The sequence below is a fragment of the Streptomyces sp. NPDC127177 genome (genome assembly GCF_042672475.1).
GTDB lineage: Bacteria > Actinomycetota > Actinomycetes > Streptomycetales > Streptomycetaceae > Streptomyces.
In genome coordinates this window covers 1-15840 of record NZ_JBHXUW010000068.1, presented here as the reverse complement: position 1 = coordinate 15840, position 15840 = coordinate 1, and the positions used below count along the sequence as shown (strand labels likewise).

13 protein-coding genes are annotated in these 15840 nt (G+C 70.7%); 9 read left to right on the top strand and 4 right to left on the bottom strand.

The genetic code is table 11. From position 1 onward, the window contains the following. Positions 1–97 precede the first annotated feature (97 nt). From ACFVJX_RS30845 to ACFVJX_RS30835, 3 genes are all read right to left on the bottom strand, one after another. Complete coding sequence (locus tag ACFVJX_RS30845) at positions 98–934, bottom strand: aldo/keto reductase (RefSeq protein WP_384124517.1); 837 nt, start codon at positions 932–934, stop codon at positions 98–100. 89 nt (positions 935–1023) lie between these two features. Next, a complete protein-coding gene (locus ACFVJX_RS30840) occupies positions 1024–2823 on the bottom strand; it encodes an AMP-dependent synthetase/ligase (RefSeq protein ID WP_384124516.1) in 1800 nt (599 codons plus the stop codon). A gap of 344 nt (positions 2824–3167) precedes the next feature. Then, the gene (locus ACFVJX_RS30835; protein ID WP_384124514.1) at positions 3168–4070 is read right to left on the bottom strand and encodes a LysR substrate-binding domain-containing protein; all 903 of its coding nucleotides are present in this window, start codon (positions 4068–4070) and stop codon (positions 3168–3170) included. A 117-nt stretch (positions 4071–4187) separates the two neighbouring features. Here ACFVJX_RS30835 and ACFVJX_RS30830 point away from each other — a divergent pair, with 117 nt between their 5' ends. Further along, on the top strand, positions 4188–5216 hold the full coding sequence (locus ACFVJX_RS30830) for a bile acid:sodium symporter family protein (RefSeq protein ID WP_384124512.1): 1029 nt from the start codon (positions 4188–4190) through the stop codon (positions 5214–5216). A gap of 35 nt (positions 5217–5251) precedes the next feature. On the opposite strand, the gene fdhD is transcribed toward ACFVJX_RS30830, so the two are convergent. Then, a complete protein-coding gene (gene fdhD, locus ACFVJX_RS30825) occupies positions 5252–6100 on the bottom strand; it encodes a formate dehydrogenase accessory sulfurtransferase FdhD (RefSeq protein ID WP_384124510.1) in 849 nt (282 codons plus the stop codon). A 221-nt stretch (positions 6101–6321) separates the two neighbouring features. Between fdhD and ACFVJX_RS30820 the strand changes: the two genes are divergently transcribed. The 8 genes from ACFVJX_RS30820 to ACFVJX_RS30785 all read left to right on the top strand — a co-directional run bounded on the left by ACFVJX_RS30820 (position 6322) and on the right by ACFVJX_RS30785 (position 15624). Next, on the top strand, positions 6322–7272 hold the full coding sequence (locus tag ACFVJX_RS30820) for a beta-ketoacyl-ACP synthase III (protein WP_384124508.1): 951 nt from the start codon (positions 6322–6324) through the stop codon (positions 7270–7272). Between the two features lie 64 nt (positions 7273–7336). Then, positions 7337–8014, top strand: coding sequence for a GntR family transcriptional regulator (locus tag ACFVJX_RS30815; protein ID WP_384124506.1), 678 nt, complete (start codon positions 7337–7339; stop codon positions 8012–8014). A 154-nt stretch (positions 8015–8168) separates the two neighbouring features. Next, a complete protein-coding gene (locus tag ACFVJX_RS30810) occupies positions 8169–9350 on the top strand; it encodes an ROK family protein (RefSeq protein ID WP_384124504.1) in 1182 nt (393 codons plus the stop codon). Between the two features lie 254 nt (positions 9351–9604). Continuing rightward, entirely contained in the window at positions 9605–11131 is a 1527-nt protein-coding gene (locus ACFVJX_RS30805; RefSeq protein ID WP_384124502.1) for a sugar ABC transporter ATP-binding protein, read from the top strand. After that, the gene (locus ACFVJX_RS30800; RefSeq protein WP_384124500.1) at positions 11128–12177 is read left to right on the top strand and encodes an ABC transporter permease; all 1050 of its coding nucleotides are present in this window, start codon (positions 11128–11130) and stop codon (positions 12175–12177) included. Before ACFVJX_RS30805 ends, ACFVJX_RS30800 begins: the two co-directional genes overlap by 4 nt. A 70-nt stretch (positions 12178–12247) precedes the next feature. Then, a complete protein-coding gene (locus ACFVJX_RS30795; RefSeq protein WP_384124498.1) occupies positions 12248–13288 on the top strand; it encodes a substrate-binding domain-containing protein in 1041 nt (346 codons plus the stop codon). A 68-nt stretch (positions 13289–13356) separates the two neighbouring features. After that, complete coding sequence (locus ACFVJX_RS30790) at positions 13357–14607, top strand: Gfo/Idh/MocA family protein (protein ID WP_384124496.1); 1251 nt, start codon at positions 13357–13359, stop codon at positions 14605–14607. 12 nt (positions 14608–14619) lie between these two features. After that, a complete protein-coding gene (locus ACFVJX_RS30785; protein ID WP_384124494.1) occupies positions 14620–15624 on the top strand; it encodes a sugar phosphate isomerase/epimerase family protein in 1005 nt (334 codons plus the stop codon). The last annotated feature ends 216 nt before the right edge of the window (positions 15625–15840 follow it).

Here is a 15840-nt window from a genome sequence, read left to right as displayed (position 1 = left end):
GCTGGGCGGGCGCTCCGGCACCGCGCTGTACGACGAACCGCCGTCCGGCACACGGCCGGACGGCGGTCACGGGGTCGCTCAGCGGCGAACGAAGGCCTCAGGCGCCGAGGTTGAACTCACCCGGGTGCGAGCCAAGCCGCTTGCCCTCGTCCAGCGCGGCGAACGCGGCCAGGTCGTCCGCGTCCAGCTCGAAGCCGAACACGTCGATGTTCTCCGCGATCCGCGACGGGGTCACGGACTTGGGGATCACCACGTTGCCCGTCTGGAGGTGCCAGCGGAGCACCGCCTGTGCCGGTGTGCGGCCGTGCTTCTGCGCGACCGCGACGACCGTCGGGACCTCCAGGAGGCCCTTGCCCGAACCCAGCGGGGACCAGGCCTCGGTCGCGATGCCGTGCTTGGCGTGCAGCGCCCGGGACTCGGCCTGCTGAAGCTGCGGGTGCAGCTCGATCTGGTTGAGCACCGGCACCACGGAGGTCTCGCCGAGCAGACGCTCCAGGTGCTCGGGAAGGAAGTTCGAGACGCCGATGGCCTTCGCGCGGCCGTCGGCGTGGATCTTCTCGAACGCCCGGTACGTGTCCACGTACGCGTCCTTGGCCGGAACCGGCCAGTGGATCAGGTACAGGTCGACGTAGTCGAGACCCAGCTTGTCCAGCGAGGCGTCGAAGGCGCGCAGCGTCGAGTCGTAACCCTGCTCGGAATTCCACAGCTTCGTGGTCACGAAGAGCTCTTCGCGGGCGACACCGGAGGCGGCGATGGCCCGGCCGGTGCCACCCTCGTTGCCGTAGATCGCTGCGGTGTCGATGCTCCGGTACCCGGACTCGATTGCTGTCGCGACCGCCTTCGCGGCCTCGTCGTCCGGCACCTGCCAGACTCCGAAACCGAGCTGGGGCATCTCGACGCCGTTGTTGAGGGTGAGGGAGGGGACCTGGCTCACGAGCGGTCGATCCTAACGTTGGGGGGTGGGACTCCCAGTGTGAACGATCAAGACGGCCCGCACATTCCCGTTCGCGGACCCGTTCTTCCTCAGCGGTACAGCGCGTTCACCTCGGCCGAGTACGCGGTCTCGATCGCCTTGCGCTTCAGCTTCAGTGACGGCGTGAGCAGACCGTGCTCCTCGGTGAACTGATGCGCCAGAATCCGGAACGTACGGATCGATTCGGCCTGCGAAACCGCGGTGTTGGCCGCCACCACCGCCCGCCGGACCTCCATCTCCAGATCCGGGTCCCGCACCAGTTCACCCGGCGCGAGCGGCTGCCGCCCCTGCATCGCGAGCCAGTGCTCCACGGCCTCCTGGTCCACGGTGACCAGAGCCGCGATGTACGGCCGGTCGTTGCCGACCACGATGCACTGGGCCACCAGCGGGTGCGCCCGCACCCGCTCTTCCAGGGCGGCCGGCGAGACGCTCTTGCCGCCGGACGTCACCAGGATCTCCTTCTTCCGCCCGGTGATCGTCAGATAGCCGTCCTCGTCCAGCGCACCGAGGTCCCCGGTGGCCAGCCAGCCGTCGTTCAGCACCGCGTCGGTGGACTTCGGGTCGCCCAGGTAGCCGGAGAACACGTTGCGGCCGTACACCCAGATCTCGCCGTCCTCGGCGATGTGCACCGTGGTGCCGGGGATCGGCTGTCCGACCGTGCCGTACCGGGTGCGCTCCGGGGGGTTGGCGGCCGCGGCGGCGGTCGACTCGGTCAGCCCGTAGCCCTCGTACACCGTGACACCGGCGCCCGCGAAGAACAGCCCCAGCTGCCGTTCCATCCCGGAGCCGCCGGACATGGCGTGCCTGATCCGGCCGCCCATCGCCTCACGGACCTTCTTGTACACGACCTTCTCGAAGAACTGGTGCTGCATCCGCAGCCCGGCGGACGGGCCGGGGCCGGTGCCGAACGCCCGGGCCTCCATGGCCTCCGCGTACTTCACCGCGATGTCCACGGCCTTGTCGAACGGTCCTACCTTCCCGTCCGCCTCGGCCTTGCGGCGGGCGCCGTTGAAGACCTTCTCGAAGATGTACGGCACCGCCAGGATGAACGTGGGACGGAAGGTCACCAGGTCCGGCATCAGCGCCTTCGCGGACAGCTCCGGTTGGTGGCCGAGTTTCACCCGGCCGCGGACCGCCGTGACCTCCACCATCCGGCCGAAAACATGCGCCAGGGGCAGGAAGAGCAGCGTCGAGGCCTCGTCGCCCGGCCGGGAGTGGAAGACCGACTCCCAGCGCGAGGCCATGGTGTCCGTCTCGAACATGAAGTTGGCGTGGGTGATCACACAGCCCTTGGGCCGTCCCGTCGTCCCCGATGTGTAGATGACGGTCGCCACCGAGTCGGGTGTCACGGCACGCCGGTGCCGGTGCACCACCTCGTCCTCGACGTGGACACCCGCGTCGACCAGCTCCGTCACCGCGCCGGCGTCCAGCTGCCAGAGCCGCTGCAGCAGGGGCAGCTGGTCGATGACCGACGCGATCGTCATCGCGTGGTCCTCGTGCTCGACCATCACCGCCGAGACCTCGGCATCGTGCAGCATCCAGAGGACCTGCTCGGCCGATGACGTCGGATAGACCGGCACGGACTGCGCGCCGACCGCCCACAGGGCGAAGTCGAAGAGCGTCCACTCGTAGCGGGTTCGCGACATCAGCGCGACCCGGTCGCCGAACCGCACACCGTGCGCGATCAGCCCCTTGGCCAGAGCCAGCACCTCGTCACGGAACGTCGCGGAGGTGACATCGAGCCAGCGTCCTTGCGCGTCCTTGCGACCGAGGGCGATCCGGTTCGGATCCTCCTCGGCGTAGTCGAAAACAACATCCGCGAGCCCGCCCACGTAGGGCGCGGCCGCCATGGGTGGGACAGTGAACTCGCGCAATGACCTGCTCCTTGTGGCGCTCCGCACAGCGCCGTGACGCTACCCCACCGGGGGCCGGCGCGGGAGAGCCCGGAGCCGAGCGCGAAACGTGGCATCTGCACTGGTCAAGGGCTGAAATCCGGCCAGATGGGCAAGGCTCGGGCGCGCTTCCGACCAAGGAGTAAGTGGCTGGAGCCGGAATCTCCACCGAATCTGTACGCCGCGATCACTGCCGTTCCGGACGGGTACGGGGCATTGGTCCGTACCTGCCGGGCCTGACCGGGTTGGGCTCCCGGTGTGGAGCAACGGTCACCGTCCATTCTCCCCCCTGTCCGGACGCGTCATGCGCCGTCCCGCCCACCGATCGCACCGATCCCGCCGGGCGGGCGGAGCAACCTGTCGCCGCCCGCCAGGATCGACGCCGCCAGCGCGTCCGCTGCCTGCTGCGCACCGTCCCGGCGGCGGCCGTGCAGCAGGACGAAATCCACCTCGCCGAGCTCCGGCAGACCCGCCCTGGCCGGAACCGGGACCAGGCCGGGCGGAATCAGGCCACGAGTGTGCGCCATCACGCCGAGGCCCGCGTGGGCGGCCGCGGTCAGCCCGCTGAGGCTGCCGCTGGTGCATGCGACCCGCCAGGACCGGCCCTGCCCCTCCAGCACCTCCAGCGCGCGGGCCCGGGTGATGCCCGGCGGCGGGAAGAGGATCAGCGGCACCGGACGTTCCGGGTCGATCCGCAGCCCGGGGGCGCCGATCCAGACCAGCGCGTCCTGCCAGACCAGCTCCCCGTGCGTGTCACCGGCCCGCCGCTTGGCCAGCACCAGATCGAGCCGCCCCGCCGCCAGCTGCTGGTGCAGCGTGCCCGACAGCTCCACGGTCAGCTCCAGCTCGACGTCCGGATGGTCCCGGCGGAACGACTGGAGGATCTCGGGCAGCCGGGTCAGCACGAAGTCCTCCGACGCACCGAACCGCAGCCGCCCGCGCAGCCGGGTACCGGTGAAGAACGCCGAGGCCCGCTCGTGTGCCTGGAGGATCGTCCGGGCGAAACCGAGCATCGCCTCGCCGTCCACGGTGAGATCGACCCGGTGGGTGTCACGGGTGAACAGCTGCCGCCCGGCCGCCTCCTCCAGTCGCCGCACGTGCTGGCTCACCGTGGACTGCCGCACCCCGAGCCGACGGGCGGCCCGGGTGAAGCTCAGGGTCTGGGCCACGGCGAGAAAGGTGCGCAGCTGCGCGGGGTCGTACATGGTGCCAGGTTATCGCGGACCGTGATCACAGTGAGAGCGGTATACGGGATTCCCGATGCGGGCGACCGGGGACAGGATGGGTCGGGCACGACCTGACCGAGAGAACACGTGGAGCACATGAGCCGCCGCACCCCGCAGCTGCCGTCCTGGCTGCCGATCGACCCGTACATCCTGACGCTGCTCGGCACCGTCGTGATCGCGGCGCTGCTGCCGGCCTCGGGGATGGCCGCCGAGGTCGCGGGCGGGGCCTCCACCGGTGCGGTCGCGTTCCTCTTCTTCCTCTACGGCGTGCGGCTCTCCACCGCCGAGGCACTCGACGGCCTGAGGCACTGGCGGCTCCACCTCACGGTCCTTGCCTGTACGTTCGTCGCCTTCCCGCTGCTGGGGCTGGCGAGCAGGGGACTCGTGCCGTACGTACTGACACCCCAGCTCCAGAGCGGCTTCCTCTTCCTCTGCCTGGTGCCCTCGACCATCCAGTCGTCGATCGCCTTCACCTCGATGGCCCGCGGCAACGTCCCCGCCGCGATCTGCGCGGGTTCCTTCTCCTCGATCGCCGGCATCTTCGTCACCCCGCTGCTCGCTGCCGCGCTGCTCGGCAACAGCGGTGGCGGCTTCTCCGGGGAGGCGCTGCTGAGGATAGGCGTCCAGTTGCTGCTGCCGTTCGTCGCCGGACAGGTGCTGCGCCGCTGGATCAGCGGCTTCACGACCCGGCACAAGAAGGTCCTCGGCCTCGTCGACCGCGGCTCGATCCTGCTGGTCGTCTACACGGCGTTCAGCGAGGGCATGGTCGCCGGCGTCTGGCACCAGGTCACCCCGGCCCGGCTCGGGGCGCTGCTCGGTGCCGAGGCGGTCCTGCTCGCGCTGATGCTCGCGGTGAGCTGGTACGGGGCGAAGCGGCTCGGCTTCGGCCGGGAGGACCGGATCGCCATCCAGTTCGCCGGCTCGAAGAAGAGTCTGGCCTCCGGCCTGCCGATGGCCAGCGTCCTGTTCGGCGCGCAGGCGAGCCTCGCCGTGCTGCCGCTGATGCTCTTCCACCAGATGCAGCTCATGGTGTGCGCGGTGATCGCGAAGCGGCGCGCCGGGGACCCGCGGGAGACGGGCGATGACGGCGCGGCGGTGACGGAGGCGCCCGTCGCCGTGAGCTGACGCGCGGGGCGCGCCCACTGGCCGGGGCGGAGGCCTCAGCCCCGGCCGGCCGTCGCCTCCAGGGCGATGCGGTGCTCACCCGCGTACACGTTCATGGAAGGACCCCGCAGGAAACCGACCAGGGTCAGGCCGGTCTCGGCCGCCAGGTCGACGGCGAGGGAGGACGGCGCCGAAACGGCCGCCAGCATCGGGATGCCCGCCATCACCGCTTTCTGCGCCAGCTCGAACGACGCCCGCCCCGAGACCAGCAGGATCGACCGGGACAGCGGCAGCCGGCCGTCGGTGAGGGCCCGGCCGACCAGCTTGTCGACGGCGTTGTGCCGGCCCACGTCCTCCTTCGTGTCGATCAGCTCGCCGGTCTCGGAGAACAGGGCCGCCGCGTGCAGGCCCCCGGTCCGGTCGAAGACCTGCTGCGAGGCGCGCAACCGGTCGGGGAGGCCGGAAAGCAGCGCCGGCTCCACCCGGAGCGGGGGAGCGTCGGCGACGGGATGCCGGGTCGTGGTGCGGACCGCGTCCAGGCTGGCCTTGCCGCACAGGCCGCAGGACGACGTCGTGTAGACGTTGCGCTCCAGCGTGATGTCGGGGATCGCGACACCGGGCGCGAGCCGCACGTCCACCACGTTGTACGTGTTCACCCCGTCGGCCGTCGCCCCGGCGCAGTACGCGATCGACTGCACATCGTGGCCCTCGCCGAGCACGCCCTCGCTCACCAGGAAGCCCGCCGCCAGCGCGAAGTCGTCACCCGGGGTGCGCATGGTGATGGCGAGCGGCTTCCCGTTCAGCCGGATCTCCAGGGGCTCCTCGGCGACGAGGGTGTCGGGGCGGGTGGAGACGACCCCGTCCCGGATGCGGATGGTGCGGCGGCGCTCGGTGACCCGTCCCATGCCTGTTGGACCCGATTCTCTGCGTGTCGGAAGCCGAAGCGGTCCCTGATGCGGTGACCGTGGGTCGGCCGGTTGTCTACAGTATGCCTTCGGTTAGGTCAAGGCTGTCGTCAAGCCTCCAATCGTCAGCCGGGATTCCTGTGGGATCACGTGCCTCTGTACCGGGCGGTAGCGACCAAGACTGGATGGTTCCTGCCATATGTAGCGAGGGGAACCTGAATATGACCGGCTCACGTGTCGTGGCGCTCGGCCACTATCAGCCCGCCAAGGTGCTCACCAACCATGACCTGGCGGCCATGGTCGACACCAGTGACGAGTGGATCACCAGCCGCGTCGGCATCAAGACCCGCCACCTCGGGGGCCCCGACGAGCCGGTGGACGAGCTGGCCGCGCACGCGGCGGCGAAGGCCCTGGCCGCCGCCGGTCTGCAGCCCACGGACATCGACCTGGTCCTGGTCGCCACCTCGACGGCGATCGACCGGTCGCCGAGCATGTCGGCGAGGGTCGCCGCCCGCCTGGGCATGGAGTCGCCCGCGGTGATGGACATCAACGTGGTCTGTTCCGGTTTCACCCACGCGCTCGCCACCGCCGACCACGCCGTGCGCGCGGGCGCGGCCACCCGCGCGCTGGTCATCGGCGCCGACAAGATGGGTGACATCGTCGACTGGACCGACCGCTCCAGCTGCGTGCTGATGGGGGACGGCGCCGGTGCGGCGGTGGTGGTCGCCGACTCCGGCGCGGCGGGCCGGCCCGGGATCGGCCCGGTGCTGTGGGGTTCCGTGCCCGGGATGGGGGACGCGGTACGGATCGAGGGGACGCCGCCGCGCTTCGCCCAGGAGGGGCAGTCGGTCTACCGCTGGGCCACCACCCAGCTGCCGCCGATCGCGCGCAAGGTGTGCGGGAAGGCCGGGATCACCCCCGAGGACCTGGCCGCGGTGGTACTGCATCAGGCCAATCTGAGGATCATCGAACCGGTCGCGAGGAAGATCGGCGCGGTCAACGCGGTCATCGCCCGGGACGTGGTGGATTCCGGCAATACCTCCGCCGCGTCCATCCCGATGGCCCTGTCCAAGCTGGTGGAGCGCGGGGAGGTCGCCACCGGCGCCCCGGCGCTGCTCTTCGGCTTCGGCGGGAATCTCAGTTACGCGGGCCAGGTGATCCGCTGTCCCTGAGGGAAAGTGGTGCTCGGTAGACTGTAGACGATAAGCAATCGCTCATCGTTCGGAGGGGGCCGAGATGCTGTCCGCAGGGCTGCCGCAAGGGGCTGTGCCGAGGCTGGAACGACCCGGTCCGCTGCGCGAGCGGGTCTACGACGCGCTGCTCGAACTCATCACCACCCGTGTGCTCCGCCCGGGACAGCACCTGGTCGAGAGCGAGTTGGCCGGTCATCTCGGCGTCTCCCGGCAGCCGGTGCGCGAGGCGTTGCAGCGGCTCAACACGGAGGGCTGGGTCGATCTGCGGCCCGCCCAGGGTGCGTTCGTCCACGAACCCACGGAGCAGGAGGCCGACCAGCTGCTCTCGGTCCGTACCCTCCTGGAGGCCGAGGCCGCCCGGCTCGCCGCCGCCAACTCCGGTGCGGCGGGCGTCGCGGCTCTGGAGGAGCTGTGCGCCAAGGGTGAGCAGGCTGTCGCCGACGACGACGTGGACCTGGCCGTCGCGACCAACGCGGCCTTCCACGCCAAGGTCATGGAGCTGGCGGGCAATGCGGTCCTCGCCGAGCTCGCGGGACAGGTGGACCGCAGGGTCCGCTGGTACTACACCCCCGTGGCCCGCCGGCGCGGCACCCGGTCCTGGATCGAGCACCGCTCCCTGATCGCCGCGATCTCCGCGCGTGACGAGCAGAAGGCCACGGCGATCATGCGGTCCCACACGGAACACACGCGCAAGACCTACCACGCCCGCGACGAGAGCTGATTCCGCGGGGCGGCACCACTCCCTTTGTCCTCAGGGTGGAGAAAGTTGTGGTGGATTCCTGCGCAACTTCTTCCCACTCCCGGCAAGCGCTGCTACGTTCCCCTCCAAAGCCCGACGGACAGGCCGATGTGGCGGGGAGGGGCACGTGAGACGTATGACGGCACGACCCGCGAATGCACATCAGGCGCGACTGCTCCGGCTGTTGCGCGACGGCGGGCCCAACTCACGGGCACAGCTGGGGGATCAGGTCGATCTCTCCCGCTCCAAGCTCGCCGTCGAGGTGGACAGACTGCTGGAGACCGGCCTTGTGGTGGCCGACGGACTCGCCGCGTCCCGCGGCGGGCGTCGCTCGCACAACATCCGGCTCGCCCCGGCGCTGCGCTTCCTCGGCGTCGACATCGGCGCCACATCGGTCGATGTGGCGGTCACCAACGCGGAGCTGGAGGTCCTCGGCCACCTCAACCACCCCATGGACGTACGCGAGGGGCCCGTCGCCATCTTCGAGCAGGTGCTGGCCATGGCTGCCAAGCTCCGGGCCTCCGGGCTCGCCGAAGGGTTCGACGGCGCGGGCATCGGCGTACCGGGACCGGTCCGCTTTCCCGAAGGCATCCCGGTCGCGCCGCCGATCATGCCCGGCTGGGACGGCTTCCCGGTCCGCGAGGCGCTCAGCCAGGAGCTGGGCTGCCCCGTCATGGTCGACAACGACGTGAACCTGATGGCGATGGGGGAGCAGCACGCGGGCGTAGCCCGATCCGTGGGCGACTTCCTCTGCGTCAAGATCGGGACCGGTATCGGCTGCGGCATCGTCGTCGGCGGGCAGGTACACCGCGGTACGACGGGCAGCGCGGGCGACATCGGCCACATCCAGGTCGAACCGGACGGGCGCCCCTGCGCCTGTGGCAACCGGGGCTGCCTGGAAGCACACTTCAGCGGCGCCGCACTGGCCCGCGACGCCGAGGACGCGGCCCGTGCCGGTGAGTCCACGGAGCTCGCGGCCCGGCTGGAGGCGTCCGGGAAACTCACCGCCGTCGATGTGGCCGCCGCGGCGGCCGCCGGCGACGCCACCTCGCTCGACCTGATCCGCGAAGGCGGCAACCGGGTCGGTCAGGTCATCGCAGGACTCGTCAGCTTCTTCAACCCCGGTCTGGTGGTGATCGGCGGCGGGGTGACCGGACTGGGTCACACGCTGCTGGCCAGCGTCCGGACCCAGGTCTACCGGCAGTCACTGCCGCTGGCCACCGGCAACCTCCCCATCGTGCTGGGCGAGTTGGGACCCGCCGCCGGAGTGATCGGCGCGGCCAGGCTCATCAGCGACCACCTCTTCTCACCCGCCTGACCCTTCCGCCGGCCCGAGGGCGCATCGCCTCTCACGGCCCGCCCGACTCCACCGGCCCCGCCCCTGTCCCACCGGTTCGATCTGTTTCCCACCGGCCCGATCCTCGGCCGGTCAGCAACACGGCACCGTCCCCGCGCCACCGGCCGGGGTCCGGGGACACCCCGGGACAGCACCGCGCCCTGCCCGCTCACCGGCCCTCCCACGTCCTCGGCACCGTCCGGGCTGGGAGACCCCATTCGCCGAGGGGATTTGTCATGGCTCCAGAACCACCCCTGCTCACCATGTCCGGCATCACCAAGTCCTTCCCCGGCGTGCGCGCACTCGACGGCGTCGACCTGGAGGTCCAGGCCGGCGAGGTCCACTGTCTGCTCGGCCAGAACGGGGCCGGCAAGTCCACCCTCATCAAGGTGCTCGCCGGGGCCCATCAGCCCGACGACGGCGAGATCATCTGGCGCGGCTCACCGGCCGTGCTCAAATCGCCCATCACCGCGATGCGGCTCGGCATCGCCACCATCTACCAGGAACTCGACCTGGTGGAGGGGCTGTCGGTCGCCGAGAACGTCTTCCTCGGCCACGAACCCACCAGCGCCGGCTTCGTCGTCCGCACCCGCGAGGGCCGCACCGCGGCCGCCGCACTGCTCGAACGCCTCGGCCACCCGGAGATCGACCCGGCCCGCGCCGTCGGTGAACTCTCCGCGGCACAGCAGCAGATCGTCTCCATGGCCCGGGCGCTCTCCCACGACGTACGGCTCATCGTGATGGACGAGCCGTCCGCCGCCCTGGACCCCGACGAGGTCGCCAACCTCTTCCGTATCGTCGCCTCCCTCACCGCCGGAGGGGTCGCCGTCGTCTACATCTCCCACCGCCTGGAGGAGATCCGCCGGATCGGGGACCGGGTGACCGTGATCAAGGACGGCCGGACGGTCGCGGTCGGCCTGCCCGCCGAGTCCACACCGACGCGCGACATCGTTGCCATGATGACCGGTCGCAACGTCGAGTACGTCTTCCCGCCGAGGCCGGACGCCGCCCCCGGGCCCTCCGGGGCCGACCCCGTGCTCAAGGTCGAAGGCCTCACCAGGAAGGGCGAGTTCGCCCCCGTCGACCTGGAACTCAGACCCGGCGAGATCGTCGGACTCGCCGGACTGGTCGGCTCAGGGCGCTCCGAGATCCTGGAGACCATCTACGGCGCCCGCCGTGCCACCGCCGGACGGGTCACCGTCGACGGCCGCCCGCTGCGGACCGGCAGCGTCCGCGCCGCCGTCGCAGCCGGTATCGGCCTCGCCCCCGAGGAACGCAAGGCACAGGCCCTGCTGATGCTCGAATCCGTCACCCGCAATGTCTCCGTCTCCTCCATGTCCCGCTTTTCCAGGGGCGGTTGGGTCGACCGGGGCGCCGAGCGCAAGGCGGCCCGCGCCGCCACCCGGGAACTCTCGCTGCGCCCCGACAACCCGGACGCCCCTGTCCGCACCCTCTCCGGCGGTAACCAGCAGAAGGCGGTCCTGGCCCGCTGGCTGCTGCGCGGCTGCCGGGTGCTCCTGCTCGACGAACCGACCCGCGGGGTGGACGTCGGCGCCCGCGCCGAGCTCTACGCCGTGATCCGCCGGCTGGCCGACGAAGGCCTCGCCGTTCTGCTCGTCTCCAGCGAAGTGCCCGAAGTCCTGGGCCTCGCCGACCGGGTGCTCGTCCTGCGCGAAGGCCACGTCGTGCATACGGCGGACGCCAGGGAGCTGGACGAGCACCGCGTACTCGACCTCGTGATGGAAGGGAGCCCGACGTCATGACGCAGCCCGTCTCCTCGGCACAGCAGAGCGGGCCGGACAAGGGCGCCGCGCCCGCGTCCGTCCCCGCGTCCCCGAAGAAGGACAGATCCCCGCGCGCCTTCGGGATGCGTGTCGACCTGCGCAGCCTCTCGCTGCTCGGCGTCCTCGCCGCACTGATCGTCGTCGGCGCCATCACCGAACCCGACGCCTTCCTGGACACCGGGAACCTTCAGCTGATCCTGACCCAGGCGTCCGTCATCGGTGTGGTGACCGTCGGGGTCACGTTCGTCATCACCAGCGGCGGCATCGATCTGTCCGTAGGCGCCATGGTCGCCCTCGCCTCGGTCTGGGCGACCACCCTCGCCACCCAGGAGTACGGCTTCGCGGGCATCCTGTTCACCGCGATGCTCGTCGGCCTCGGGGCCGGACTGGTCAACGGCGTGCTCATCGCCTACGGCCGGCTGGTGCCCTTCATCGCGACCCTGGCGATGCTCGCCTCCGCCCGTGGCGTGGCCCTCCTGATCACCGACGGCAAGACGCAGATCGTCACGGTCAAATCCGTGCTGGACCTGGGCCTGCCCGGCTCCTACGTCCTCGGCATCCCACCGCTCGTCATGATGTTCGCCGTGGTCTCCGTCGTCGGCTGGCTGTTGCTGAACCGCACGACCTTCGGCCGCCGCACGGTCGCCGTCGGCGGCAACGCGGAGGCGGCCCGGCTGGCGGGGATCGACGTACGGCGCCAACGGCTCTACCTCTACCTGCTGTCCGGGCTGTGCTGCGGTATCGCCGCCTTCATGCTGATCATCCTGTCCGGCTCGGGCCAGAACACCAACGGCAACCTGTACGAACTCGACGCCATCGCCGCCGCGATCATCGGCGGCACCCTGCTCACCGGCGGACGCGGAACCATCGTCGGCTCCGTGCTGGGCGTCCTCGTCTTCACCACGATCACCAACATCTTCGCGCTCAACAACCTGCAGAGCGACGTCCAGCAGATCGCCAAGGGCGCGATCATCGTCGCCGCCGTCCTGGTCCAGGGCCGCACATCGGCCCGCGCAGACACCTGACCCCAGGTCACCTCCCGTCACACACCAGCCTGTTCCGCTTGCCCACGCACGGATGAAGGGTTTGACAGCCATGCCAGAAACCAGTCGCAGAGGACTGCTCTTCGGTACCGCAGCACTCTCCGCGGGCGCCTTCCTGACCGCCTGCACCAGCAACGACCCCAAGGAGAAGGACACCGCGGCACAGAGCGACGCGGCCCCTGCCGACGACAAGCCGGGCAAGGCCATCACCATCGGCTTCGCGGGTCCGCAGGCCGACCACGGCTGGCTCAACGCGATCAACGAGAACGCCAAGTCCCGGGCGAAGAAGTACTCCGAGGTGACCCTGGAGACCACCGAGGGCTCCAACGACACCGCCGCCCAGATCGGCCAGGTCAAGACCCTCATCAACAAGAAGGTCGATGTCCTCATCATCCTGCCGGCCGACGGCAAGGCGCTCACCCAGGTCGGTCTGGAGGCCATGCGGGCGGGCATCCCCGTCATCAACCTGGACCGCATCTTCGCCTCCCCGCAGGCCTACCGCTGCTATGTCGGCGGCGACAGCTACGGCATGGGCCTCAACGCCGGTACGTACATCGGCGAGCAGCTCAAGGGAAAGCAGAACGCCAAGGTCGTCGAGCTGGCCGGCATCGACAGCCTGGAGCTCACCAAACAGCGCAGCCAGGGCTTCGCCGACGCGTTGAAGAACTACTCGAACATCAAGCTGGTGGCCCGTCAGGCCGCCGACTTCACCGTCGAGTCCGGCCAGGCCAAGATGGCCCAGCTCCTCCAGGCGCAGAAGAAGATCGACGCTCTGTGGAACCACGACGACGACCAGGGCGTGGGCGCGCTGCGCGCCATCCAGCAGGCCGGCCGGGACGAGTTCCTGATGGTCGGCGGGGCCGGGGCCAAGTCCGCGATGGACGCCATCAAGGCCGACAACAGTGTGCTGAAGGCCACCGTTCTCTACCCGCCGACCATGGCCGCATCGGCCGTGGACCTGGCCCGCGCCCTCGGCCAGAGCAAGGGGCTCGCCGGACTCTCCGAGCTGGAGATCCCGACCAACCTCACGCTCTTCTCGGCGGTGGTCACCAAGGACAACGTCGATCAGTACCTGCCGACGGGCTTCAACTGAGCAGCCCCGCAGGAGGGTGCTGACCCTCCTGCCGCACCCACCGAACCACCGATGAGGAGGAAGCCCGGATGGCCCGTAGGGAAGAGACGGAGCAGGAGGCGGCCGCGCCGCCGACGTACCGGCCGATGGCGAGCGCACCGACGCTCGGGGTCGGCATGGTCGGATACGCGTTCATGGGCGCCGCCCACTCGCAGGGGTGGCGCACCGCGGGCCACGTCTTCGAGCTGCCGATGAGGCCGGCTCTCGCCGCGATCTGCGGACGCGACCGGAGGGCGGTCGAGGCCGCCGCCGACCGGCACGGCTGGGCGGCCGCCGAGACGGACTGGCGCGCCCTGATCGCCCGGGAGGACGTGCAGCTCGTCGACATCTGCACGCCGGGCGACAGTCATGCGGAGATCGCCATCGCCGCTCTGGAGGCGGGCAAGCACGTGCTGTGCGAGAAGCCGCTCGCCAACACGGTCGCGGAGGCGGAGGCGATGGCCGAGGCGGCGGAGCGGGCCGCCGCCCGCGGCCAGGTGGCGCTGGTCGGCTTCAACTACCGCAAGGTGCCCGCGATCACCTATGCCAGGAAGCTGATCGCGGAGGGACGGCTCGGCAGCCTGCGGCACGTCCGCGCCACCTACCTCCAGGACTGGCTGGTCGATCCCGCGTCCCCGCTCACCTGGCGCCTCGAGCGGGAACACGCGGGCTCGGGCGCACTTGGTGACCTCGGGGCGCACATCGTGGACCTCGCCCAGTACCTTGCGGGGGAGCTGCTGGTCGGGGTGTCGGCGGTGACCGAGACCTTCGTACGCGAACGGCCCTTGCAGGCCGGGCCGTCCGGGGGGCTCGGCGCAGTGGCGGGCACCGGGGAGCGAGGGGCGGTGACGGTCGACGACGCGGCGCTCTTCACCGGCCGGCTCGCCTCCGGCGCACTGGCCTCCTTCGAGACGACGCGGATGGCGGCCGGCCGCAAGAACGCGCTGCGGCTTGAGATCAACGGAGAGCTCGGCTCGCTCGCCTTCGACCTGGAACGGCTCAACGAACTCTCCTTCCACGACCACACCGAGCCCGCCACCACGGCCGGTTTCCGGCGCATCCTGGTCACCGAGCCGGAACATCCGTACCTGGAGGCGTGGTGGCCGCCGGGCCACGCGCTCGGCTACGAGCACACCTTCATCCACCAGGCCCGTGACGTGGTCCGCACGATCGCCGAAGGGGCCGCTCCCACGCCGTCGTTCGCGGACGGGCTCCAGGTGCAGCGGGTGCTCGCGGCGGTGGAGGAGAGCGCCGCGAAGAACTCCGTGCACACCCCCGTCCACGCCCCCGCCCAGCTCTAGGAGGTCCTGCGCATGCCCCGTCCCTTCACCCTCTTCACCGGTCAGTGGGCCGACCTGCCACTGGAGGACGTCTGCCGGTACGCGCGTGACTTCGGCTACGACGGGCTCGAACTGGCCTGCTGGGGCGATCACTTCGAGGTGGACAAGGCCCTTGCCGACCCCGGGTACCTCGACAGCCGTCACCAACTGCTCGACAAGTACGGGCTGAAGTGCTGGGCCATCTCCAACCACCTGGTCGGCCAGGCCGTCTGCGACAACCCGATCGACGAGCGCCACCAGGGCATCCTGCCCGCCCGGATCTGGGGCGACGGCGAGCCCGAAGGCGTACGCCGCCGGGCCGCCGAGGAGATCGCGAACACCGCGCGGGCGGCCGCCGCCTTCGGGGTGGACACCGTCATCGGGTTCACCGGTTCGTCGATCTGGCACCTGGTGGCGATGTTCCCGCCGGTGCCGCCGCACATGATCGAACGGGGCTACGAGGACTTCGCCGAGCGCTGGAACCCGATCCTCGACGTGTTCGACGCGCAGGGGGTGCGGTTCGCCCACGAGGTGCATCCGAGCGAGATCGCGTACGACTACTGGACGACGCACCGGGCACTGGAGGCCGTCGGCCACCGGCCGGCGTTCGGGCTCAACTTCGACCCCAGCCACTTCGTCTGGCAGGACCTCGACCCGGTCGGCTTCCTCTACGACTTCCGGGACCGGATCTACCACGTGGACTGCAAGGAGGCCCGCAAGCGCCTGGACGGCCGCAACGGCCGGCTCGGCTCCCATCTCCCGTGGGGCGATCCGCGGCGCGGCTGGGACTTCGTCTCGGCGGGGCACGGGGATGTGCCGTGGGAGGACGTGTTCCGGATGCTGCGCTCCATCGGCTACGAGGGTCCGGTCTCGGTGGAGTGGGAGGACGCGGGCATGGACCGCCTGGCGGGCGCGCCGGAGGCGCTGACATCGCTGAAGCGGTTCGATTTCGACCCGCCGAGCGCGTCGTTCGACGCGGCGTTCGGGGGCAACGACTGATCGCCTCCCGGGGCGTCGTATCCGGCCTCGCCGGCGTTCGAGGGGCGGGGCCCCGCGTCCGGGGAGGGGCGGGTAGGGGAGAAGCCCCACCGGCCCCGGGGGGGCGGGCCCGGACACCCCGCGCCCCGGCGGGGGCCCCGCGCCCAGCCCCCCCCGGGGGGGGGGCGCGGCGAAAGAGGACAAAAAGCCCGCCGGGGGCGGGTTCGGGCAACGAGG